The sequence below is a fragment of the Salinicola halimionae genome, from assembly GCF_003206065.1.
In the GTDB taxonomy this organism is placed as follows: domain Bacteria; phylum Pseudomonadota; class Gammaproteobacteria; order Pseudomonadales; family Halomonadaceae; genus Salinicola; species Salinicola halimionae.
Map to the genome: position 1 here is coordinate 268052 of NZ_PZJQ01000002.1, position 22890 is coordinate 290941.

Here is a 22890-nt window from a genome sequence, read left to right on the forward strand (position 1 = left end):
AGGCCATGAACCTGAACGCTCATCACACACCGCCGCTCTATCTGGGCATGGCGATGTGGGCCAACGCTGACTGGCAGGGCATCCTGTTGCCCGCTCACGGCGACGTCGATCTGCGCGACTACGCCAGCGTGTTCAACGCCGTGGAAGGCAATACCACTTTCTACAGCGGCATCCCCAAGGCGGAAACGGTCGCAGCCTGGGCCGAACAGGCGCCGGAAACGTTCCGCTTCTGCTTCAAGCTGCCCAGCCAGTTGACCCACGGCAAACGCCTGCGCGATGTCGACGACGAGTTCGAGCGCTTCCTCGAACGGCTTTCTCCGTTGAAAGATCGTCTAGGCCCGATCATGGTTCAGCTGCCGCGAGATTTCGGTCAGGCCGAGTTACCGGCGCTGGAGCGATTGCTCACTCACTGGCCACGGGAGATACCCCGTGCGGTCGAGGTCCGGCACAGTGATTTTTTCCACAAAGGGCCTGCGGAACAGGCATTCAACCGCTTGTTGATAAGTCAAGACGCCAATAGGGTAATGCTCGACGTGCGAGCGCTCTTTGCGACACCCGCAGGGCTTGACAACCGGCTCGCCAAAGCGCAAGGCGAAAAGCCGAAAGTCCCATTACACGTGCTCTGCACGGCGGTCAATCCCATTATTCGTTTTATCGGACACTTCGACGAAGCCATCAATCTGGCCCGTTTCGAGCCGTGGATAGAACGCCTCATCCTGTGGATAAAACAGGGGAAAACCCCTTTTCTCTTTGTGCATACACCGGATAACCGCCAGGCGCCGGAACTGGCACGAAAGTTCTACAACAAGATCGTTGAACGGATCGAATTGCCGCCACTCGCGGCCTTCCCGGGTGAGCGGCAGGAGTCGCTGTTTTAGCCAAATCTGAAACAGGCTGTTGATAACTCAAGTGCCATTCTTCGCCGCGATTTCACCCGTTCATTCATTGCCGAGCGCCTGCCCCGGGCACCGATGAGTGTAGAAAACAACGCTTAAAGTTGATCTTCACGTAAAGGTTAAACAGCGCTAGGGTGGGGGAAATCAGATAAGAGAATAACGACGTGTCCGGCCAGACCTACGCCATTGGCGAACTCGCGCAGCACTTCGACGTGACCACCCGCACCATCCGCTTCTACGAGCAGGAAGGCCTGCTCTCCCCGGAGCGGCGCGGCAAGACCCGCGTCTACCGTGAGAAGGACCGCGTTCGCCTCAAGCTCGCCCTGCGCGGCAAGCGCCTGGGTTTCTCGCTGATCGAGATTCGCGAAGTGCTGGATCTCTACGACACCCGCCACGACGGTAGCGTCCGCCAACTCGAACGCCTGCTCGAGATCCTCGCCGACAAACGCGCCAACCTCGAACGCCAGCTCGAAGACATCCGCATCATGCAGCGCGAACTCGACCAGGTCGAAGAACGGTGCAAAGGTGCATTGGGGGAGTTGAAGGCGGCGGAAGAGGGTCACTGAGCGCTATCGGTACACACGGTTCTGCTCTGCGGCTCCTTCGATGGTAGTCAGTCTGCACGGAGCAACGGTATGCAACATGACCTGGAAGCCAACAAGCGCAATGCTATCGCTTTCTATCGCACGGCCTATCTCGGCGACCCTACCCTTGCCGTCGAAACGTACGTCGGCGCTGACTACATTCAGCACAACCCGGTGGTCGGTAATGGAAAGCAGGCGTTCATCGATTACTTCACGGCAATGGCTGAGCAGTATCCCGGGAAGGAAATCGAGTTCGTGCGCGCGGTCGCCGAAGCCGATCTGGTCTCTCTCCACACGCACCAGACCTGGCCCGGCGGCGATGAGTACGTCACGATGGATTTTTTCCGTTTCGACGATAGCGGCAAGATCGTAGAGCATTGGGATTCCATTCAGAGAATTCCGGATGAGACCAAGAACGGAAATCCGATGTACTGAGTATCGGCGGGCTAGCGCTTCAGGTAACGACTTTTTAGCCTCAGGTCAGATGGCTCCAAATTGAGAAGCGTTGCGCGCTGTGCGCTGGGCTTGGCTTGGCTCCAGTCCCCATAGTCCCTGGCGTCATGGCCTTCCCAGAACGCGCGCTCTTGCTCTCCACGCTTGGGCTCAGGCGTCGTCGTCACGGAGTCGAGAATCGCAATTCCGTCGTCCACGGCATGGAGAAAAAACAGGATGCGCAAGGCGCAGGGGTTGCTAGCAGAGAACGAACCGGGTCCTGTCATCGTCACGCGACCCGAGGGAGCATCGCCATTTTTCCTGACCTGCGATCATGCCGGCCAGCGCATCCCAAGCGTTCTTGGTGATCTCGGCGTCTCGGAAGCGGAGCGGCAACGCCATATCGCCTGGGACATCGGCTCGGCAGCCGTCGCCCACCACCTTTCGGCATTGCTGGACGCCTGTCTCGTCGAGCAAGTCTATTCACGGCTCGTCATCGACTGCAATCGGGATCCGTCGGTACCGAGTTCAATACCGGTGGTGAGCGAATGCACCACGATCCCCGGCAATATCGGGCTTTCGGAGGCCGAGCGGGCGAGGCGTGTCCGAGAGATCTTCGAGCCCTATCAGGCGCGAACGCGAGCGGAACTCGACCATCGCCAATCGGCGGGGCGCGAGACTGTCCTCGTCGCGATTCACAGCTTCACACCCATTTTCAAGGGCGACCACCGGCCATGGCATGTGGGCGTGCTTTATCATCGGGATGACCGTCTGGCGCATGCCCTGATGGATCTTTTTGGGCGGGAAGGCGATCTCATCGTCGGTGACAACGAACCCTATCAAGTCAGCGACGAGATGGATTACGGCATCCCCGTTCACGGTGAAAAGCGAGGCCTCGTTCATGTCGAACTCGAACTACGTCAGGACCTGATCGCCAATGACGAAGGGCAGAAGGCTTGGGCCGAGCGTCTGGCACGGCTCCTTCCACAAGCGCGCGAGCGTCTTTGATGGCCCTTCCTCGTCTGTCGTATCTCCGGGCCATGCTGTTGGCCAGCGTCTCGATCGGCCGCAGAATCTACGACTCCCGTTGACCTTGATCTGGAGACGATCCCGCAGCAATGTAGGCCGCCTCAGAGAGATCGCCCTTACCGGTGACTTCAGTTTGGCAGCGACGCATGCTCGGTTTGCCACCCGTCGCACGCCTCTGCTTCTACGAGCACTCGCTTCAAGCTCGCTCTATGCAGCAAACGCCCGGGTTTCTTGCTGATCGAGATCCGCGAAGTGTTGGTCTTTACGACATCCGCGTTGATGGCAGCGTCCGCCAACTCGAGCGCCTGCTCAAGATCCTCGCCGACAACCGTGCCAACCTCGAACGCCAGCTCGAAGATATCCGCGTCATGCAGCGCGAACTCGACCAGGTCGAAGAGCGGTGTGAAGGCACATTGGAGGAGTTGAAGGCGGCGGAAAAGCGTTCTTGAGCACAAGTTGCTCGACACGGCTAGCATGAGGCGGTGCACATCCTTCCTTACGGATATTTCTTTCTAAGAGACAAGGAACCGGCGCATCCGAGATGGGGACGCAGTTAATGCGTTCGTAGCGTTGTTTCTAATGTAACACTTGGTTACTGTGAACAGAGACACTCAAGAAATGGTTTACATAGTCAAAAGCTCAAAGGGAAAGCCGCGCTGGGATGATGGGGATCATCGTTCTGCATGGCGGGCGGTAGCGTGGCGGATTTCTCCAGAAGGCAACCGAATGACCTCCATCACATAACTGTATCTATGCACAGTCATATCAGACCGCGCAAAACGCGCGAGCACGCGAATTTTGCATAGTTTGCCGAGTTATTTTAATGCTCTTGAGAACCAATGCATTGTGCGCTAAAGAGATACCGAGGACTTTATGTTTAAAGGCGAACTATACTTTGATGATGGAGAGCTGATAAATGTTCCTTCATTTATCGTGAGGTCGGAAAATGAAATAGCTTTTTCTCTTATAGCCAATTGGGCTGGCCAGGGGCGGTGGGCAAAAACCGGTTCTGCCTTTCGGGACGGCATCGGTTATAAATCCGATTCCGAACCGGCGGTTCAAGTTGAAACTGGAGAAAAGGGGCCTCCTTGCGATATATCTTTTGTGAGTGTGGAGGTGGATGGCGATTTCTTGTCAGTTAAGGGTATATGGCGAGAAGAGGATCAGGAACATGGATTTTCCGGAGATTTGGAACTTCCACGCGAATAATGCCAGTCACCGTGACGCCTACTGCATTGCGGCTTCGCCTCCACTCCGTAGGCGCGCGTGCTGCGGGCGTTAGCCTTCTTAAAAGAGCACGGAGAAATTGAATGAGTTCAGTTTTTAAGTATACTGAATATAGGCCGGAGTTTTTTGATAATTTCTTTTTGAAAGTATCTCGATTCGGTGAGTTCAATGATCCTTTTGAAATGGTTATGGGTAATTACTTAAACTCTGTAGATGAACAAGAGGCTGAGCTCATAATATCTCTTGCAAACACGCTCTCTGATGGCGCTGCTTGCTATAATTATGCTTGGGATGCTCAATGTGGAGTGAGAGCTTCTGTTGGTGTTTTGTGTTTTACCTCTAAGGAAGACAACCTTCTTATGTGGGCTCACTATGCCAAAAATCATGAAGGTATATGCATCGAATTTGATGGCAGTTCAGAGTTCTTCCATGGGAAATATAAAGATGTGGGCAAGTGTTTTGATCAGCCTGTAAAAGATCATTATCGTAATATCGGTGAGCTTCGCAAGGTTGATTACAAACTAGAGCGTCCTATGTATCTTGAACCAAGTGAACTTGAGTCTGACACTGAAGCTTGGTTTGTAAAATCACCAGAATGGCAATATGAAGAAGAGCTACGTATTTTGTTACCTTTAGATATAGCACAAGAAGTTTCTGGTTTGAATATGCCTTTTTATGCTGTTGACCCTCATGTGATCAAGTCGATAGTACTTGGGTGTCAGATGTCGCCTACTTCTAAACGAGAAGTTGCGGAACATTGTAAGTTACATGGTATTAAAGTGCGCGAAGCGTTTATTCACTCACACCAATTTAGATTGGATATTGTTGATTATAATGAGGCTAATCAATATCAATTCCAGGATATGTATAATTTAAGCCGGATTACACGTTGGTGATAACAAAGGGTGGTAACTCGTTTAAAAGGACAAAAACAGTTGATTTTTGCTCCTTCGGCGCTAATTTAGCTAGCAATTTTTGCCTCTTAACGAAACGTCAGGCGGATCAAAAAACGGGGAAATAATGGCTTCACTTGTAGAGAAAGACCTACTAGATACGATCAGTGCAATAGCTATGCTAATCACGCCGTTCTTGCTGCTTGGTCTGGGCGGGCTTGGTTGGTTAATCAAAAGTAAGATCCAGGTATCGCAAACGAAAGTAGAGTCAAGAGACGCAAGGATTCGTGAGCTGGAGGATAAACTACGTGAAGACCGGATCAAGACATACAATGCCATTCTTGAGCCGTTCTTTTTGCTTTTTACAAGCGAAGAAGCATTTGCAAAAGATCCTAAATTTAAAAATAAGAATAAAAATGATCTTGCTATGGAAAGAATGTTATCTGTTGAATACCGCGAAGTTGGTTTCAAGCTGTCTCTGGTAGCGAGTGACTCAGTAGTTCGCGCCTATAATAAGTTGATGCAGTACTTCTATCACACTGAAAAAGACCAAAGACCGATTGACGAGAAAGTATGCGATTGGATCGCCTTAATGGGAGATCTTTTGCTTGAAATCCGCAAAAGTATGGGCAATGAATCAAGTGCCTTGGATCGCTGGGAGATGGTCGAATGGTTCATGACGGACGCTCCGAAACTAAAGGAGCAGCAAAGTTCTAGGGCCATTAAAGCCTAAAGAATAGTTCCAGCTCGTTCCGGGCCTGACGGCCCTCCACCGGACGCCCTTTTCTCTGCTTCGCTGCAAAAGTTCGCTGCTGAACAAAAGCGTTATATTTTTGTGAGTATAAATGATAAATTCAATATATAAGATTGAGGGGCTTTGTGATGATCAGTTTGCTATCATGCCTCACCCGCAAGGAGGTGATTTTCTCGAACAGAGTGTAGAGCAAATCAAGCTGACAGGTTATGAAATCGTAATTTCCATGCTGACGATTGGAGAACAAGCGGAGCTTGAACTTCTTGCTGAGGGGGAGGTTTGTCAGAACAAGGGAATTTTATATCTCAATTTTCCGATTAGAGATGAAGTGGCCGACAGTGATAGGGAAGTGATGCAGTTCATCGATTCCTTGGCGCTTTTACAGAAAAAGAAGAGAAAAATGGTATTTCACTGTCGAGGAGGCATTGGGCGTTCGTCGATGATGCTTAGCCTTTTGGCCGCAAGGCTGGGCGTGAAGCCTCAGGAGTCCTTCGAATTAATCACGCAATTCAGAGGTGAGAAAGCGCCTGAAACGGAGTTCCAAAGGCAGTGGGTAACCAAGCTGGCAGAATGCTAATCGGGCGTCAGCGCCTTACTTCATTAGCGACCATAGCATTCAAATCCACTAACCAAGCCACTAACTTAGCCCCTTGCGTTTTTTGCGGCTAGATGAGCTTGCTGGCGCCTGCAAGTGTTTAAGGCAATAGGCTCAAAAAGGACAACATATGGATCGTCCCAAACTTCTCAGCGAAAAAAAAGGCGCTCGATATTCGATTGTCCCAAGTTAACGATGCCCATATGGTTACATTAACTAATTTCGTCCATCGTCTTCGTGAACGCATGGGAACCCAAGTCGTAATTCCCTATATTAACCCTTGGGATGGGGGCATCGAGGCAAAGGTCATGTTTTTGCTTGAGGCACCTGGGGCTAAGGCAAGAAATTCAGGCTTCGTTTCAATGAACAATCCAGACGAAACGGCCAAGAACTTTTTTGAGATCAGTCGCGAATCTGGCATAGATAGAAAGCAGATAGTTACTTGGAATACTGTCCCTTGGTATATCGGCTCCGATAGTAAAATTCGCCCGGCTAATTCATCTGACATATCGGCTGGCGTTGGGTCCCTTGCAGAGTTGCTCGAGCTCCTACCAAAATTGAAAGCTATCGTGTTAGTGGGTGGGAAAGCTCAAAAGGCTGAGGATCATATTCGCCAGACGGCGCCCTATCTTCAGATATTTAAAAGCCCTCATCCAAGCCCCTTGTTCGTGAATCGAAAACCTGAAAATCGGCTGATTCTGCTCAAACATTGGCAAGCCGTGCAGCTTTTCCTCGAAGATAGTGCCCTAGGCTAGAATTTCTAGAGCTGTGGCGTGGTCATATGATCACTTCGCCGCCAGCGCCACGCCCACCTTCGATCGATTCGGCTTGCCGATGGTTTGGGTTATCCACACCCCTGTCTCTGCCAACGTATCCAGATCCACGCCGCTTTCGATACCCAGGCCATTGAGCAGGTAGATCAAGTCTTCCGTGGCGACGTTGCCGGTGGCGCCCTTGGCGCGGGTTGCGCCGTAGACCGGCCCAGATTGAGAAAGCCGTTGCCGGTGGCACATTCAGTTCATGGATGCTTCACGTCTTGTCTTGTGGTGTTTCCCTCCTGTCTGTTGCAACGTCATATCTATCCCAGCAGTGGCTTCAGGATCTCACGCACTAGATTGCGGTGGTTCTGGCAGAGCCTCCGCGCTTCCTCACGGTTCCCAGAGGTGATCGCGGCGATGATCAGCCGGTGCTCACGCACCGAATTCTCTCGATCGACATGGATCGGGCTGATGAAAGACAGGACCAACTTCATTCGAATGCGAACGGAGTAATAGCTGCTCGCAATTAGCGTGTTATCGCACATGTCGAAGATAGTCTGGTGAAAGCGCGTATCGAGTTCCGCCCATTTTCTGACCTGGTCGCGCTCGAGCTTCTGCTCCATTTCGTCAACGAGGGGCGTGAGTTTGGCTTCGAGCGTAATCCCGTCGATCTCGTTCGCGGCGACCCGTTCGGCCACCAGGTAACCTGCCATGCCATCCAACGCTTCCACGAGTTCGTAGCCGCGGATGAGGTCCTGGATGGTGAAGTCCCGCACGAAGGTGCCTGAGCGGGGAATGACTTCGACCAACCCGTCCGTCTCGAGTTTCTTGATAGCGTTACGCACCGGCGAGACGCTCATCTCGAGTTCTGCGGCGATGCGCTGGATGTCGAGCGGCGCCGATGGGCGTAATTCCCCCCTAACGATGCGATCCCTGAGCGTGTCATACGCTTTTTCCGAAAAACTCTGCGCCACGTCCTCGCTTCTCAATGTTCCACAGCCTCTTCACATGAGTTGGTTGTATACCTGAACGATATCGGCTTTCGAAAGAGGCGTGTAGTTGTTCACTAGAAGCCGTTGCTGGGTTTCGATGACCTTGTCGGCATAGCGATCGGCATCGCTAGCATCCATGCCATATCCGCTCAGCCGCTGCGTCGGAACGACCTTGGCGAGAAGCGCATCCAGCACATCGAAGGGCGTTCGCCCTGGACGGCAGGGTCCCAGAACTTCCTCGATTAGCTGCGCGATATTCGCGATCTTTCCAGTGGGCACTTTTTCATAATAGGTTTTAAAGACAGACGGCAGGAATAGTCGTGTTGCCTCTCCATGCGGCACATGATGTTCGCTACCGAAATGCATTGCGATCGCGTGCACGCCGCCGGCCAGCACGTTCGCTAGCGCGATCCCGGCCATATTGCTCGCGGCGAGGTAGGCTTTGGCATCTTCTTGAATCACGCTAGGCCCGAACTCGACGATCCGCATATATCCCTGAAGAAGCGACCGCGTGGCTGCGAGGCAGAACACGTCTGTGTAGGCGTTCGCTTTCGGAGCGAGATAGATCTCGAGTGCATGGACAAGCGCATCGGCCGACGATGTTGCGAAGATCTGGTAAGGGATCTTCGAGAGAAGTTCGTCGATCAGTACCGCGTGATCGGCAAAGCCCGCATCGAATCCCTTGCCGATCTTACTGCCGATCTCGGGGAAGTCGAAAACCGAGACGCAGGTTACCTCAGAGCCTGTCCCGCAGGTCGTCGGGGATAGGATCAGTTCAACCTTGCGTTCAGGCTGCACTCCTGACGCGAACAGGGATGCGACGGTGTCGTTCGAATCTAGTGCCAGTACCTTGGCGCAGTCGAGAATCGAGCCGCCACCGATCGCGATCAGCCGGTCGAAATCGCGCGAGCGCACCTCGATCAACATGGCGTCGACGGCGGTATCCGTCGGTTCGCCGCCGCAGAAGTCGTCATAGAACAGCGTCTGCGCCTGGGTTTGTGCGAAGAACGTCTCGTGAAGGATTCGCTGTGTGAATATCAGATCTCGCGGGCCAACTGCGTTCGCCTGCTCGAAGGCAGCAAAGGTGTCGTAGCCATGAATCTTGGGACGAATGGCGAACTGCATGGTCGTTATACCCCCGGTGTGAGGTGTAGATCAGCGATCTTGTCGAGCAGATGCCCATAGATCGCCGCTTCGTCCGGAACTGTGCGCTCAAGCGGTTCCGCAACCCTCGTCGTGTTGTAGTAGTGCTTTTGGGTCACGTTCTCGGAAACCGAATTCCCGCCCCAGCTCCCACAGCCGAGCGAGAAGGTCTTGGCAAGACCGTTCGACCAGCTGCCGGAATTGGCCACGCCATGGGGCTGACGAACGACGACTCTGGAGGTACGTGTCTCCAGTCCGAGTTTGAGGATGCGGGCACTGTCGTGGGAATGGATCCCACAGGAATGGCCGGCGCCCGAGTAATCGGTGATCTTGTTCACCAGCGCCACCGCTTCCTCGAAGCTTTCGTACTTGTAGCAGGTCAGCACAAGGCACAGCTTCTCGCCCGAGAAGGGGAAGTCAGGACCGGCGCCGGTCTCCTCGACGACGATGAAGCTACTGTCCGCCGGCGGCTCGATTCCGGCCAGCGCTGCAATTTCCGTGACAGGTCGTGCGACGACCTTGCGGGACACGTGTCCATCCTCCCACATCACTGCCTGCAGCTTTTTCTTGTCTTCCATGGTCGCGATATAAGCGCCCTGGGCTTCCAGAGCACGGAGAAAGTCATCGTAGATCGAGGCGTGAACGATGATCGAGTTCTCCGCCGAGCAACCCGAGGCGTTGTCGCCAGTCTTGCCGGTGCTGATCTTGGCCGTGGTTTCCTCTAGATCGACGGTTTCGTCGATGATCACCGCGGTATTGCCGACTCCCACACCATAGGCTGGTCGGCCCGAGGAATAGGCTGCCTTGACCATGTCGCCAGAGCCCGTGGCCATCGTCAGATCGCATTGCGCCATCAGCTCGCCCGCCAGCGCCTTCGACGGTGCATCGATGCATTGGACAAGGTCTTCCGGCGCATCGAGGGTCCGCAGGATTTCGCGGATGACGTTGACAACGAACTGGGTTGTGTTCTTGCTCGCCGGATGCGGGGCGCAGATCACCGCGTTACGGGCACGGATACTGAGGACTGCCTTGAAGATCGGGGTCGCCTCGCAATTTGTACTCGGCACAAGGGCGGCAATGACCCCGAAAGGCTTTGCGATGGTCGTGATGCCGTTTTCTTCATCGCGGTCGATAACGCCGACGGTCTTTTCTCTACGGATGTCATGGAAAATGGCAGGCATCTTCTGGGTGAGCTTGGCGCGCTTGCTCTCGATCAGGCCCATCCCCGTCTCTTCGTAGGCCATCTCGGCGATTCGGGTTGCAAGGCCTGGACGCGATAAATGGTAGACGATAGCCGCAGCAATCAGGTCAACCTGATCCTGGCTATATCCATTCAGGATCGCTTGAGCTTTTCGTGCTTTCGAAACGAGTTCACTGATGACATCTGGAGCGTTGATCATATCTTCCTCCTCTCAGGCCAAGTGATTTTTTGTTATTCCTATTGCCATGCTAATTGAAATCATAACTGAAATTTCAGAAAATATACGGGCTTTGTGATGCGACTTTCGTCGGGCGGATAACCAAGCCTATGCAAAACAAATACTATAAAGAAGGGTACAAAAATATTTTTAAAGCAAAGGATTGCACTCTTGCTCATCAATGATCGAATACCGAGCTCGTGCATGATCAGAGGTGTCGGTAGAATCGCGGTCCTTTTGTAACCCGGTTGCCGGACGTCTGGCATGAAGCTCCTGAAGGAACTCGGCAAGACGGTCTGCGGGGATCTCTTTTGCTGGCTTCGGGCAGGCGCTTGGGGGGTAACCGTCTAGTTCGGGGCTTTTGCGTTTTGTGAGAGTCTTTATTGGCCTGACGATCACTTCGCGGCCAGCGCCACACCCACTTTCGACCGATTCGGCTTGCCGATGGTTTGGGTTATCCACACCCCCGTTTCCGCCAACTTATCCAGATCCACGCCGCTCTCGATTCCCAGGCCGTTGAGCAGGTAGATCACGTCTTCGGTGGCGACATTGCCGGTGGCGCCCTTGGCGTAGGGGCAGCCGCCGAGACCGGCGACGGCGCTGTCGATCGCGCCGATGCCTTCTTCGAGCACGGCGTATAGGTTGGCGAGTGCCTGGCCGTAGGTGTCGTGGAAGTGGGCGGCGAGCTTGTTCATAGGAACGTCGTGCGCCACGGCTTCGATCAGGCGTTTGGCGTGGAGCGGAGTGCCGACGCCGATGGTATCGCCGAGCGAGACTTCATAGCAGCCCATCTCGTACAGTGCCTTCGAGACCTCGGCGACTCTGGCGGGGGCGATTTCGCCTTCATACGGGCAGCCGAGCACGCAGGAGACATAGCCGCGCACGCGCACGTTTGACTCACGGGCGCGTTCGATCACCGGGGCGAAGCGATCCAGCGATTCGGCGATGGAACAATTGATGTTCTTTTGCGAGAAACTCTCGCTGGCCGCTGCAAAGACGGCGACTTCCTCGACGCCGCACTCCAGCGCAAATTCCAGCCCTTTGATGTTGGGCGTGAGCGCGGAATAGATCACGCCCGGCCGGCGGCGAATGCCGGTCATCACCTCGCGGTGATCCGCCATCTGCGGCACCCATTTGGGCGAGACGAAACTCGCCGCTTCGATTCGTTTGAGCCCCGCCGCGCCGAGCCGCTCGATCAGTTCCAGCTTGGCGGCCGTGGCGATGGGCTCGGCTTCGTTCTGCAGCCCGTCGCGCGGGCCGACTTCGACGATACTGACGTGCTTAGGCATCCCCATGTCAGTTTTCCCCGCTAGTGTCGGCAATAGCCTCGGCACTGGCGAACGCCAGTAGCTCATCCCCCTGCGCCACGGCGTCGCCCACCTTGAAGTGAAACGCTTCCACCGCGCCGGCGGCGGGAGCGCTCAGGGTGTGCTCCATCTTCATCGCTTCTACCACCACCAGCGGCGTGCCTTTCTCGACCGGTTGGCCGGGTTCCACCAGCAGCGCCACCACGGTGCCGTGCATGGGCGCGCTCAGTTTGGCTTCGACCTCATGCGATAGATGATCGACCCGGTCCGAGCGCCGCCAGATCAGGCGGGATTCGAAGCCGGCGGCGGTGAGGATGATCGTTTCGCCCTCGGGGGCAGAATCGGTGCGTGTCAGCAGGCGGCGGCGATGACCATCCAGGGTGATCGCCACGGCGTCACCGTCGAGCCGCTGCAACTTCCCCTCGTAGTCATTTGACTCTTTTCCATCCCGATTCACGCTCAGTTGCCAAGTTGACTGCGATCCAGAGCGTGTCGCGGTCACGGGGATCGGCGGCGCGCCCTCGGCCTCGGCAAATGCCAGTCGAACGTGCTGCGGGGCGTTGAGCCGCCAGCCGTCGCGGCGGTTCCATGGTGAATGTTCGTCGCCTGCCTGTTCGAGTTGGTCGAGCGCCACCAGCGCGGCGCAGGCGATGTCCGCATCGGTGACCGGTTCACTCGCGAACAGGTCGTCGTGGTGGTGTTCGATAAAGCGGGTGTCGAGCCGGGCGGCGATGAAATCCGGATGCGTCACCAGCCGCTGCAGAAAACGGCGGTTGGTGGTCACGCCGGAGACATCCAGTGCCGCCAGCGCACGATCCATCTCCGCCAGGGCCTGGCCGCGATCCTCGCCGTGGACGATCAGCTTGGCCAGCATCGGGTCGTAGTGCATCGAGACGTCATCGCCGGCTTCGACGCCGCTATCCAGGCGCACGCGATCCGGCGCCAGGCCGCCGGCGTTCAGATCGAGCCCGAACCGTTCCAGCGTGCCGGTGGCGGGCAGGAAGTCGTTGTCCGGGTCCTCGGCGTAGAGCCGCGCTTCGATGGCGTGGCCGGTCAGCGTCAGTTCATCCTGCGCCTTGGGCAGCGGCAGCCCGGCGGCCACGCTCAGCTGCCACTCGACCAGATCCTCGCCGGTGATCATCTCGGTGATCGGGTGCTCGACCTGCAGGCGGGTGTTCATCTCCATAAAGTAGAAATGCGCCGCTTCGCTCGTCTCGGTGTTTGAGACAGATTCAGCGGCGGCATCCAGCAGGAACTCCACCGTGCCGGCGCCGACATAGCCGATCTCCTGGGCGGCGCGGACGGCAGCTTCGCCCATCTCCTTGCGCAGCGCGGGGGGCAGGTTGGGCGCGGGGGCTTCTTCCAGCACCTTCTGGTGGCGGCGCTGCACGCTGCAGTCGCGCTCGAACAGGTAGACGCCGTCGCCTTGGCTATCGCAGAACACCTGCACTTCGACGTGGCGTGGCTGGGTCAGGTATTTCTCGATCAGCATGCGTTCGTCACCGAACGCGGCGCGGGATTCGCGGCGGCAGCCGTCGAGGGCGGCCTGGAACTCGCGGTCGGACGCGACCACCCGCATGCCCTTGCCGCCGCCGCCGGCGCTGGCTTTCAGCAGCACCGGGTAGCCGATCTTGCCGGCTTCTTCCCTGAGCAGGGCATCGTCCTGCGCCTCGCCGTGATAGCCGGGCACCAGCGGCACGCCGGCGTTGGCCATGCGCGCCTTGGCCGACGCCTTGTCGCCCATGGCAGCGATGGCGCTGGCCGGCGGGCCGACGAAGATGATACCGGCGGCCTCGCAGGCGGCGACGAACTCGGCGTTCTCGGAGAGAAACCCGTAACCCGGATGGATGGCGTCGGCGCCGCTGCGCTTGGCGGCGGCAACGACCTTGTCGATATCGAGATAGCTCTCCCGCGCGGGCGCCGGGCCGAGGCGCACGGCCTCGTCGGCTTCGCGCACGTGGCGCGCGTTGGCGTCGGCATCGGAATAGACGGCGATGGTGCGAAGCCCCAGGCGACGGGCGGTGCGCAACACGCGGCAGGCGATCTCGCCGCGATTGGCGATCAGCACCGAACGTAGTGGGCAAGGCGCGTGGGTCAGGCTCATGAGCGCGGCTCCTTGTTATCCGTATTGCCGTCCTGATCCCCGTTGGCATCCCCCGTGCGTTGCCAGGCGGGTGGGCGCTTGTCGAAAAACGCCGCGAGCCCCTCCTGACCTTCGCGGCTGACCCGCAGTTCGCTGATCGTGCGGCAGGTGGCGTCCACTGTGGCGTCGCTGTCGGGATCGCGGTCGACACGGGCCAGCAGCGCCTTGGTCGCGCGCTGGGCCTGGGGCGAGGCGGCGAGCAGCCGATCGATCATCCGGTCGATGTGGACGTCCAGTGTTTCCCCATCGGCCACCTCATGCACAAGGCCGAGCGCCTGCGCGGTAACTGCGTCGATCACCTCGGCGGTGAGCGCGTAGCGGCGCATCTGGCGCGGGCCGATGGCGCGCTGTACATAGGGGCTGATCACCGCCGGCGACAGGCCGATACGCACTTCCGACAGGCAGAATTTCGCCTTGTCGGAAGCGATCACCACATCGCAGCAGGCGGCGAGCCCCACCGCACCGCCGTAAGCTGCGCCCTGCACGCGGCACAGGGTCGGGCAGGGCAGCGCGTCCAGCTGCTGCATCAGGCGCGCCAGCGCGCGGGCGTCTTTGAGGTTATCGTCGAAGCTGAAGTCGACCATACGCTTCATGCCGTTGAGATCCGCCCCGGCGGAAAAGTGCCTGCCGTCGGAGCCCAGCACCACCACCCGCACTTCGCTACGTTTTGCCAGCGCGTGCAGGCGCTCAAGATGGGCGTTGAGCTCGACGATCAACTCATCGTCGAAGGCGTTGTGCACCTCGGGGCGGTCCAACGTCAGCCGCGCGACGCCGCGGGGATCGATGGACAGATGGGTGAAGCTATCGGATATGGCTGCCATGGCGGCCTCTCGTGATCATGTTTGCTTCGAGCTTCGAGCTTCGAGCTTCGAGCTTCGAGCTTCGAACTGCTCGTGGCTCGCTGTCCGTCGCTCGTGGCTGAGCGCGCAGCGCCTACATCCTAAACACGCCGAAGCGCGTCTCCTCTATCTCCGCATTCATTGCAGCGGATAGCGCCAGTCCGATCACGTCGCGGGTCTGCAGCGGGTCGATCACGCCGTCGTCCCACAGCCGGGCGCTGGCGTAATAGGGGTGGCCCTGGCGTTCGTACTGTTCGCGAATCGGCGTCTTGAACGCCGCTTCCTCGTCTTCCGGCCAGTCGCTGCCATCGCGTTCGAACTGCTCGCGTTTCACCTGGGCCAGCACGTTGGCGGCCTGCTCGCCGCCCATCACCGAGATGCGCGCGTTGGGCCACATGAACAATAGGTTCGGGTCGTAGGCGCGACCGCACATGCCGTAATTGCCGGCACCGAAGCTGCCGCCGATCAGCACGGTGAATTTGGGCACCTTGGCGCAGGCCACGGCGGTGACCAGTTTGGCGCCGTGCTTGGCGATGCCTTCCTTCTCGTACTGGGAACCGACCATGAAGCCGGTGATGTTCTGCAGAAAGATCAGCGGAATCTGGCGCTGAGCGCATAGCTCGATGAAGTGCGCGCCTTTCTGGGCGGATTCCGAGAACAGCACGCCGTTGTTGGCGACGATCCCCACCGGATGGCCGCACCAGTGGGCGAAGCCGGTGACCAGGGTGTCGCCGTAGTAACGTTTGAATTCGTCGAAGTCGGAATCGTCCACCAACCGCCCGATCACTTCGCGCACGTCATACGGCTTGCGCAGGTCGGTGCCGACGATGCCGTAGAGCTCCGCCAGGTCGAGACGTGGCGGTGCGGGTTTTTTCATCGTCAGCTGACCGCGCTTTTGCCAATTGAGACGAGAAACGGCGCGGCGGGCGAGCTGCAGCGCGTGGGCGTCGTTTTCGGCATAGTGGTCGACCACACCGCTGATCTTGGCGTGCACGTCGGCACCGCCCAGATCCTCGGCGCTGATGGTTTCGCCGGTGGCGGCCTTCACTAGCGGCGGGCCGCCGAGAAAGATGGTGCCCTGGCCGCGCACGATGATCGATTCGTCGGCCATCGCCGGCACGTAGGCACCACCGGCGGTGCACGAGCCCATCACCACCGCGATCTGCGGAATGCCGGCGGCGGAAAGCGTGGCCTGGTTGTAGAAGATGCGGCCGAAGTCATCGACGTCGGGGAAGACCTCGTCCTGCTCGGGCAAGTAGGCACCGCCGGAGTCGACCAGGTAGACACACGGCAGGCGATGCTTGCGGGCGATCTCCTGGGCGCGAAGATGCTTCTTCACCGTCAGCGGGAAGTAGGTGCCGCCCTTGACCGTGGCGTCGTTGGCGACGATCACGCACTCCACGCCGCTGATCCGGCCGATCCCCGCCACCACGCCGGCGGCGGGCACGGGGGAGTCGTAGACCTCGTGCGCCGCCAGAGCGCCGATTTCCAGAAACGCCGCGCCTTCGTCGAGCAGGTGGTCGATCCGGTCGCGGACGAACAGCTTGCCGCGGGATTCATGCCGCGTGCGGGCCTTGTCGCCGCCGCCCCGGGCGATGCTGGCGGTCAGTTCGCGCAGCTTGTCGACTTCGCCCCGCAGCGCCGCCTCGTTGGCCTGGAAGGCTTCCGTACGCGGATTGATCTGGGTGGTCAGAATAGACATCGCCGTGTCCCTTACGCGGATTCAGAGAACAGTTCGCGCCCGATCAACATCCGCCGGATCTCGCTGGTCCCCGCGCCGATCTCGTAGAGCTTGGCGTCGCGCAGCAGGCGCCCGGTGGGGTATTCGTTGATATAGCCATTGCCGCCGAGCAGCTGGATCGCGTCCAGCGCCATCTGGGTCGCTTTCTCGGCGCAGTAGAGAATCACCCCGGCAGCGTCCTTGCGGGTGGCGCGGCCGCGATCACAGGCGCCGGCCACCGCGTAGAGATAGGCGCGGCAGGCGTTGAGCGTGGTGTGCATGTCGGCGAGCTTGCCCTGCACCAGCTGGAACTCGCCGATGGGCTGACCGAACTGCTTGCGCTCGTGAACGTAGGGCACCACCACGTCCAGGCACGCCTGCATGATGCCGACAGGGCCGGCGGCGAGTACGGTGCGCTCGTAGTCGAGCCCGCTCATCAGCACTTTCACGCCGCGGTTCTCTTCTCCCAGCACGTTTTCCGCCGGCACCTGGCAATCCTCGAACACCAGCTCGCAGGTGTTGGAGCCACGCATGCCCAGTTTGTCGAGCTTCTGCGCGGTGGAAAAACCGGCGACTCCCTTCTCGACGATGAAGGCGCTGATGCCCTTGGCGCCGGCCTCCGGGTCGGTCTTGGCGTAGACCACCAGCACGTCGGCATCGGGGCCGTTGGTGATCCACATCTTGTTGCCGTTGAGCACGTGGTGATCGCCGTGCCTGTCGGCACGCAGGCTCATCGAGACCACGTCCGACCCCGCGCCGGGTTCGGACATCGCCAGTGCGCCGACGTGCTCGCCGCTGATCAGCTTGGGCAGGTATTTGGCCTTCTGTTCCGCGCTGCCGTTGAGCTTGATCTGATTGACGCAGAGATTGGCGTGGGCACCGTAGGAGAGCCCCACCGACGCGCTGGCCCGAGAAATCTCTTCCATGGCGATGCAGTGAGCGAGATAGCCCATGCCGCTGCCGCCGTCTTCTTCGCTGACAGTGATGCCGAGCAGGCCCATGTCGCCGAACTTCTGCCATAGATCGGCCGGGAAGAGGTTGTCGTGATCGATCTGGGCCGCACGGGGAGCGATCTCGTCTCGGGCGAAGGCGTTGACCTGCTCGCGCAGCATGTTGAGCGTGTCGTCGAGGCCGAAATCGAGCTCGGTATAGGGGGCGTGCATGGTGGAATCCTCGCTGTCGGATACAGCTTCTACGGCTTGATACGTTGACGTTAACGTCAATATGCGAAGGCGGCTAGAGTCCCCCGACCATGGTCTAGGATGAAATGAGCAAACCCGATTCGCTCATTTCGAAGGTCCGGAATCCGAGTGGACTGACGTTAGCGTCAATGTGATAAGACATGAGCTCGTCGGAGAAGACGCGTTCTCTCACAATTTCTCTCTCTAACTCACGACGCCGAGGCCTTTCATGTCGATCTGGAAACGCGAGTCATCCCTTAACGACCTCACCGCCGAGTGTCGGAATACGCTGGTCAGCCATGTCGGCATCGAATTCACCGAGCTGGGCGATGACTGTTTGCGCGGGCGAATGCCCGTGGACGCGCGAACTCGCCAGCCTTACGGATTGCTTCACGGCGGCGGCTCGGTGGTGCTAGCGGAGACGCTCGGCAGCATTGCCGCCAATCTCTGCCTGGCCGATCCGAACAAGATGGCGGTCGGGCTCGATATCAATGCCAACCACGTACGCGCGATGCGTGAGGGATGGGTCGAAGGCTGTGCCCGGCCGCTGCATCTCGGAGCCACCACCCAGCTGTGGGAAATTCGCATCGAAGACGAGCGCGGCCGGCTGGTGTGCATGTCGCGGCTGACCATGGCGGTAGTCAACCGCGGTTGAATCAGGCCTCCGCAGAGGCAGCGTAGGTCAGGCCGTTTGCTAGGCGTCGCGTTTGTCGATCGTGGCGGCGATCATCTCGGTATGCTGATCTCCCCAACTGCACAATGGCCTGAGTGCTTCACACAGACTGTGGCCCAGCGGCGTCAAGGCGTAATCCACCCGGGGCGGGATCTCCCCATAATCTGTTCGCGACACGATGCCATCGCGTTCCAGCGTCTTGAGTTGCTGAATCAGCATTTTATGACTGATGCCACGCACGCTGCGTTTCAGCTCGCCGTAGCGCTGAGAGCCATGCTTCAGAAAGTAGAGAATGAGCGGCTTCCACTTGCCTCCCATGACATGGAGCGTGGCGTCGAGACCACAAATGAAAGGTGAGGATACTGATGTCTCGTTCATCTGGTACTTACCAAAAGGTGCATACTTGTATGAAAGAATGTTAGTTCTTAACCTGCTTGGACTCAACATCGGGAGTGCAGGCAGATGGGTAAACTACAGGGAAAAACCGCCGTCATCACAGGCGGCGCATCGGGGATTGGCCTGGCCACGGCGCAGCGTTTCACCGCCGAGGGCGCGTTCGTCTATCTCTTCGGGCGCAGGCAGCAAGCTCTCGACGAAGCCCTGGCCGAACTCGGATCCAATGCGCGTGCCATTCAGGGCGATGTTTTGAAATCGGAAGATCTCGATCGACTGTTCTCTGCGGTGAAATCTGAAAAGGGCAGTCTCGATATTCTGTTCGCGAATGCCGGGGTCGGTGAACTGGTGGCTCTCGGTGTCATCACGCCAGAGCATTTCGACCACACTTTCGATATCAACGTCAGAGGAACGCTATTCACGGTGCAAAAGGCGCTGCCTTTGATGCCATCCGGCAGCTCGATCATTTTGACGGGGTCTACGGTAGGCGTGACGGGTACGCCAGCGATGAGCGTTTATAGCGCTTCCAAAGCGGCTGTTCGCAACTTCGCCAGGAGCTGGGCCCAGGATCTCCGAGGAACTGGCATCCGGGTCAACGTTCTGTCTCCCGGCCTGACGGAGACGGACACGGTGAAAGCGCTACTGGACGATGACATCCTTGCCGGGCAGAGGGAGGCCACGCCGCTCGGACGGATGGGGGATCCCGCCGAAACGGCTGCGGTCGCCGCGTTTCTCGCTTCCCATGACAGTAGCTTCATGACGGGTAGCGAAGTGTTCGTCGATGGCGGTTACGCTCAGGTCTAACGTTAAAGGTGCCGGTCATCGATGCCGGTCATCATTGAGCGATGAGTTGCTGGGGCCGACTCCCACGCAAAGGTAGTTGGCGCTGGCTTTTCATTCGATTCGCTTTGAACGTGAGCGTCTCTTCATCAAGCCTCGTTACGGATCCAACCCCAGCTCCTGGCTCGTTGTCTGGCGCATGCGGAATTTCTGGACCTTGCCGCTGACGGTCATCGGGAACTCGTCGACGAAGCGCACATGGCGCGGAATCTTGTGGTGATCGATGCGGTCACGGCAGTAATCGCGGATGGCGTCTTCGTCGAGCTCGGCGCCCTCCACCAAGCGTACCCAGACCGTGACCGCCTCGCCGTACTTCGGGTCCGGCACGCCGAAGACCTGGGCGTCAGATATCGCCGGGTGGGTGTAGAGAAACTCTTCGATTTCGCGGGGGTAGAGGTTCTCGCCGCCGCGAATGATCATGTCCTTGATGCGTCCGGTGATCGCCACGAAGCCGTCGTCGTCCATCATCGCCAGATCCCCGGTGTGCATCCAGCCCTGCGGATCGATCGACTGGCGGGTCGCGGCGTCGTCGTTCCAGTAGCCGAGCATCACGCTGTAGCCACGGGTGCAGAGCTCGCCGCTGACGTCGCGCGGCACGATCCGGCCGCTGGCGGGGTCGACGATCTTCACTTCCAGATGCGGGTGAATGGTGCCGACGGTGGCAACGCGTTTGGCTAGCGGAGCGTCCGGCCGGGTCTGCAGGCTGACCGGGCTGGTTTCGGTCATGCCATAGGCGATGGTGACGTCTTCCATGTGCATGCGCTCGATGACGCGCTTCATCACCTCGATGGGGCAGTTGGAGCCGGCCATGATCCCGGTGCGCAGGCTGGAGAGATCGAAATCATCGAAGCGCGGATGCTCGAGTTCGGCGATGAACATCGTCGGCACGCCGTAGAGCGCCTGGGCGCGTTCGGTTTCCACCGCGCGCAGCGTCGCTTCGGGGTCGAAACCGTCGTTGGGATAGATCGCCGTGGCGCGATGGGAAAGACACGCCAGATTGCCCATCACCATCCCGAAGCAGTGATACAGCGGTACCGGAATCACCACCCGCTCGCCGGGCTGCAGGTTCATCCCGCCGCCGACGAAGAAGCCATTGTTGAGAATGTTGTGATGGGTCAGCGTGACGCCCTTGGGTGCGCCGGTGGTACCGGAGGTGTACTGAATGTTGATCGGGTCGTCGAACTGCAGCTCGGCCTGCTGCGCCGCCAGCCGGTCGGCGGGCACGTTTTCGGCCAGGGTGTGCAGATCGGACCAGTGCCACATCCTCGGCGTCGCCAGCGCGTCGTCGAGACAGATGACGTGCTTGAGCTGGGGAAGCGTGTCACAGGTCAGGGTGCGTTCGCCGGCCAGCGGCCTGTCGTCGCTCATCGGCGGATCGCGTAGTGCCGGTGCCAGCTCGCAGAGGATGTCGACGTAATGTGACTTGACCGTGCCGCCGATTCGATAGGCGCCCTGCAGCACCAGGGTGGAAAGGCCGGACTGAGTCAGCGCATGTTCGAGCTCGTGGGCGCGATAGCTGGGATTGAGGTTGACCAGAATCGCGCCGATCTTGGCGGTGGCGAGTTGGGTCAGCGCCCACTCGGCCCCGTTGAGCGACCAGATGCCGACCCGGTCGCCGCGCCCGACGCCCAGCGCCATCAGCCCTCGGCCGATACGATCCGCTTCCGCGCGCAGTTCGGCGTAGGTGTAGCGCAGATTCTGGTGGCAGCTGACCAGCGCCTCGCGGTCAGGGCATTCGCTGGCGGCCGCATCGAGGCAGTCGCCGATGGTCATGCCGATCAGCGGCAGATCGCTGGTACCGCTGACGTAGCTCATCTCGTTCGTGCTCATGCTGGCGTCCCCTCGAAGTCTCGATCCCGCTATCTCAATCGCTCGATACCCACTGCGGTCGCTTCACCGCCGCCGATGCAGATGGCCGCCACGCCCCGCGTCACTCCGCGCTGGGTCAGCGCATTCAACAGCGTGACCAGTATCCGCGCGCCGGAGGCGCCGATGGGATGACCCAGGGCGCAGGCGCCGCCGTGCACGTTGACTCGTTGATGATCGAGCCCGAGTTCGTGCATGGCTGCCATCGCCACCACCGCAAAGGCCTCGTTGATCTCATAGAGATCGACGCTCTCCCGCGACCAGCCGAGCCGTTCATAAAGCTTGGTGATGGCGTGGATCGGTGCCACCGGGAAATCACCGGGACGCATGGCGTGGCTGACATGGCCATGCACCCGCGCCAGCGGCGTCAGGCCCAGCCGCTCGGCCTCGCTTTGGCACATCAGTACCAGCGCCGCGGCGCCGTCGGCGATCGAGCTCGAATTGGCGGCGGTGACCGTGCCGCCGTCGCGGAAGGCCGGTTTCAACTGCGCAACGCGGTCGATATTGGCCTTGTACGGCGGTTCATCGTGTTCGACGCGATCCGTACCGCGCCCGGCCGGCGCTTCCAGCGCCACGATCTCGCTGGCGAACACCCCGGAATCGATCGCTCGTCTGGCCCGGGTCAACGAATCGATGGCGTAGGCATCCTGGCGTTCGCGGGTGAAGCCGAAGGCCTGGGCGCAATCCTCGGCGTAGGTGCCCATCAGTCGGCCCGGTTCGTAGGCGTCCTCCAGGCCGTCGAGAAACATGTGATCGAGCATCTGGGCATGCCCCATGCGCAGCCCGGCACGGGCCTTGGGCAGCAGGTAAGGCGCGTTGCTCATGCTCTCCATGCCGCCGGCGATGGCATGCCCGGCGCTGCCAAGCGACAGCGCGTCGAACGCCTGCATCACCGCTTTCATGCCGGAACCACACATCTTGTTGATGGTGGTGCATGGCGTCGATTCGGCGAGCCCGGCCCCGAGGGCCGCTTGGCGTGCGGGAGCCTGGCCGAGGCCCGCCGGCAGCACGCAGCCCATGAGCACTTCATCGATGGCCGCTTCGTCAACGGCGTCCGGCGCCAGCCCGGCGTGTACGAGTGCGCCGCGAATCGCCGCCGCGCCCAACTGCGGGCAGCTCAAGCCGCCGAGCGCGCCCTGGAAAGCGCCCATCGGCGTGCGTTTGGCACCGACGATCACGATCGGGTCTTCGGATTTCATCGCGTTTC

Annotated in this window: 24 protein-coding genes; 12 read left to right on the forward strand and 12 right to left on the reverse strand. The window is 59.0% G+C overall.

Annotation, left to right across the window (positions count from 1 at the left end):
• Window positions 1-5 precede the first annotated feature (5 nt).
• The 10 genes from DOM27_RS01730 (at window position 6) to DOM27_RS01770 (ending at window position 7165) form a co-directional block, all read left to right on the forward strand.
• Window positions 6-878: a DUF72 domain-containing protein gene (locus DOM27_RS01730; protein ID WP_110654336.1), complete on the forward strand. Its 873-nt coding sequence runs from the start codon at window positions 6-8 to the stop codon at window positions 876-878.
• A gap of 182 nt (window positions 879-1060) precedes the next feature.
• On the forward strand, window positions 1061-1462 hold the full coding sequence (locus tag DOM27_RS01735) for a MerR family transcriptional regulator (RefSeq protein WP_110654337.1): 402 nt from the start codon (window positions 1061-1063) through the stop codon (window positions 1460-1462).
• Between the two features lie 69 nt (window positions 1463-1531).
• Window positions 1532-1915, forward strand: coding sequence for a nuclear transport factor 2 family protein (locus DOM27_RS01740; protein ID WP_110654338.1), 384 nt, complete (start codon window positions 1532-1534; stop codon window positions 1913-1915).
• Window positions 1916-2149: 234 nt separating this feature from the next.
• The gene (locus DOM27_RS01745; RefSeq protein WP_110654339.1) at window positions 2150-2920 is read left to right on the forward strand and encodes an N-formylglutamate amidohydrolase; all 771 of its coding nucleotides are present in this window, start codon (window positions 2150-2152) and stop codon (window positions 2918-2920) included.
• 230 nt (window positions 2921-3150) lie between these two features.
• Window positions 3151-3390: a MerR family transcriptional regulator gene (locus tag DOM27_RS17855; protein ID WP_157956688.1), complete on the forward strand. Its 240-nt coding sequence runs from the start codon at window positions 3151-3153 to the stop codon at window positions 3388-3390.
• 424 nt (window positions 3391-3814) lie between these two features.
• On the forward strand, window positions 3815-4150 hold the full coding sequence (locus DOM27_RS17860) for a hypothetical protein (RefSeq protein ID WP_157956689.1): 336 nt from the start codon (window positions 3815-3817) through the stop codon (window positions 4148-4150).
• 101 nt (window positions 4151-4251) lie between these two features.
• Window positions 4252-5064, forward strand: coding sequence for a DUF2971 domain-containing protein (locus tag DOM27_RS01755; protein WP_110654341.1), 813 nt, complete (start codon window positions 4252-4254; stop codon window positions 5062-5064).
• 124 nt (window positions 5065-5188) lie between these two features.
• Entirely contained in the window at window positions 5189-5794 is a 606-nt protein-coding gene (locus DOM27_RS01760) for a hypothetical protein (RefSeq protein ID WP_110654342.1), read from the forward strand.
• Window positions 5795-5906: 112 nt separating this feature from the next.
• Window positions 5907-6392, forward strand: a complete 486-nt coding sequence (locus tag DOM27_RS01765) for a protein-tyrosine phosphatase family protein (RefSeq protein ID WP_110654343.1) — start codon at window positions 5907-5909, stop codon at window positions 6390-6392.
• Between the two features lie 197 nt (window positions 6393-6589).
• A complete protein-coding gene (locus tag DOM27_RS01770; RefSeq protein WP_157956690.1) occupies window positions 6590-7165 on the forward strand; it encodes a uracil-DNA glycosylase in 576 nt (191 codons plus the stop codon).
• 30 nt (window positions 7166-7195) lie between these two features.
• Here the strand turns inward: DOM27_RS01770 and DOM27_RS01775 are convergent, their stop codons facing one another.
• From DOM27_RS01775 to DOM27_RS01815, 9 genes are all read right to left on the reverse strand, one after another.
• On the reverse strand, window positions 7196-7423 hold the full coding sequence (locus DOM27_RS01775; RefSeq protein ID WP_425353280.1) for a hypothetical protein: 228 nt from the start codon (window positions 7421-7423) through the stop codon (window positions 7196-7198).
• 65 nt (window positions 7424-7488) lie between these two features.
• On the reverse strand, window positions 7489-8142 hold the full coding sequence (locus tag DOM27_RS01780; RefSeq protein WP_188113668.1) for a GntR family transcriptional regulator: 654 nt from the start codon (window positions 8140-8142) through the stop codon (window positions 7489-7491).
• 30 nt (window positions 8143-8172) lie between these two features.
• Window positions 8173-9285: an iron-containing alcohol dehydrogenase gene (locus DOM27_RS01785; RefSeq protein WP_110654346.1), complete on the reverse strand. Its 1113-nt coding sequence runs from the start codon at window positions 9283-9285 to the stop codon at window positions 8173-8175.
• Between the two features lie 5 nt (window positions 9286-9290).
• Window positions 9291-10703 carry an aldehyde dehydrogenase family protein gene (locus DOM27_RS01790; RefSeq protein ID WP_110654347.1) on the reverse strand — a complete coding sequence of 471 codons (1413 nt, stop codon included), beginning with the start codon at window positions 10701-10703 and terminating at the stop codon, window positions 9291-9293.
• Window positions 10704-11116: 413 nt separating this feature from the next.
• Window positions 11117-12016, reverse strand: coding sequence for a hydroxymethylglutaryl-CoA lyase (locus tag DOM27_RS01795; protein ID WP_110654348.1), 900 nt, complete (start codon window positions 12014-12016; stop codon window positions 11117-11119).
• Window position 12017: 1 nt separating this feature from the next.
• A complete protein-coding gene (locus DOM27_RS01800) occupies window positions 12018-14132 on the reverse strand; it encodes an acetyl/propionyl/methylcrotonyl-CoA carboxylase subunit alpha (RefSeq protein WP_110654349.1) in 2115 nt (704 codons plus the stop codon).
• A complete protein-coding gene (locus tag DOM27_RS01805; RefSeq protein ID WP_110654350.1) occupies window positions 14129-14992 on the reverse strand; it encodes an enoyl-CoA hydratase-related protein in 864 nt (287 codons plus the stop codon). The genes DOM27_RS01800 and DOM27_RS01805 overlap by 4 nt, the downstream gene beginning before the upstream one ends.
• A 112-nt stretch (window positions 14993-15104) precedes the next feature.
• A complete protein-coding gene (locus DOM27_RS01810; RefSeq protein WP_110654351.1) occupies window positions 15105-16712 on the reverse strand; it encodes a carboxyl transferase domain-containing protein in 1608 nt (535 codons plus the stop codon).
• Window positions 16713-16723: 11 nt separating this feature from the next.
• Entirely contained in the window at window positions 16724-17893 is a 1170-nt protein-coding gene (locus DOM27_RS01815; RefSeq protein WP_110654352.1) for an isovaleryl-CoA dehydrogenase, read from the reverse strand.
• Window positions 17894-18140: 247 nt separating this feature from the next.
• On the opposite strand from DOM27_RS01815, the gene DOM27_RS01820 reads away from it, so the two are divergent.
• Complete coding sequence (locus DOM27_RS01820; protein ID WP_110654353.1) at window positions 18141-18566, forward strand: hotdog fold thioesterase; 426 nt, start codon at window positions 18141-18143, stop codon at window positions 18564-18566.
• Window positions 18567-18605: 39 nt separating this feature from the next.
• Here DOM27_RS01820 and DOM27_RS01825 read toward each other — a convergent pair whose 3' ends face one another.
• Window positions 18606-18962, reverse strand: coding sequence for a winged helix-turn-helix transcriptional regulator (locus tag DOM27_RS01825; protein ID WP_110654354.1), 357 nt, complete (start codon window positions 18960-18962; stop codon window positions 18606-18608).
• 84 nt (window positions 18963-19046) lie between these two features.
• Between DOM27_RS01825 and DOM27_RS01830 the strand changes: the two genes are divergently transcribed.
• The gene (locus tag DOM27_RS01830) at window positions 19047-19781 is read left to right on the forward strand and encodes an SDR family NAD(P)-dependent oxidoreductase (protein WP_110654355.1); all 735 of its coding nucleotides are present in this window, start codon (window positions 19047-19049) and stop codon (window positions 19779-19781) included.
• A gap of 135 nt (window positions 19782-19916) precedes the next feature.
• On the opposite strand, the gene DOM27_RS01835 is transcribed toward DOM27_RS01830, so the two are convergent.
• Both DOM27_RS01835 and DOM27_RS01840 read right to left on the reverse strand, forming a co-directional pair.
• Window positions 19917-21647: an AMP-binding protein gene (locus DOM27_RS01835; protein ID WP_110654356.1), complete on the reverse strand. Its 1731-nt coding sequence runs from the start codon at window positions 21645-21647 to the stop codon at window positions 19917-19919.
• 29 nt (window positions 21648-21676) lie between these two features.
• Complete coding sequence (locus tag DOM27_RS01840) at window positions 21677-22882, reverse strand: acetyl-CoA C-acyltransferase (RefSeq protein WP_110654357.1); 1206 nt, start codon at window positions 22880-22882, stop codon at window positions 21677-21679.
• Window positions 22883-22890: the final 8 nt, after the last annotated feature.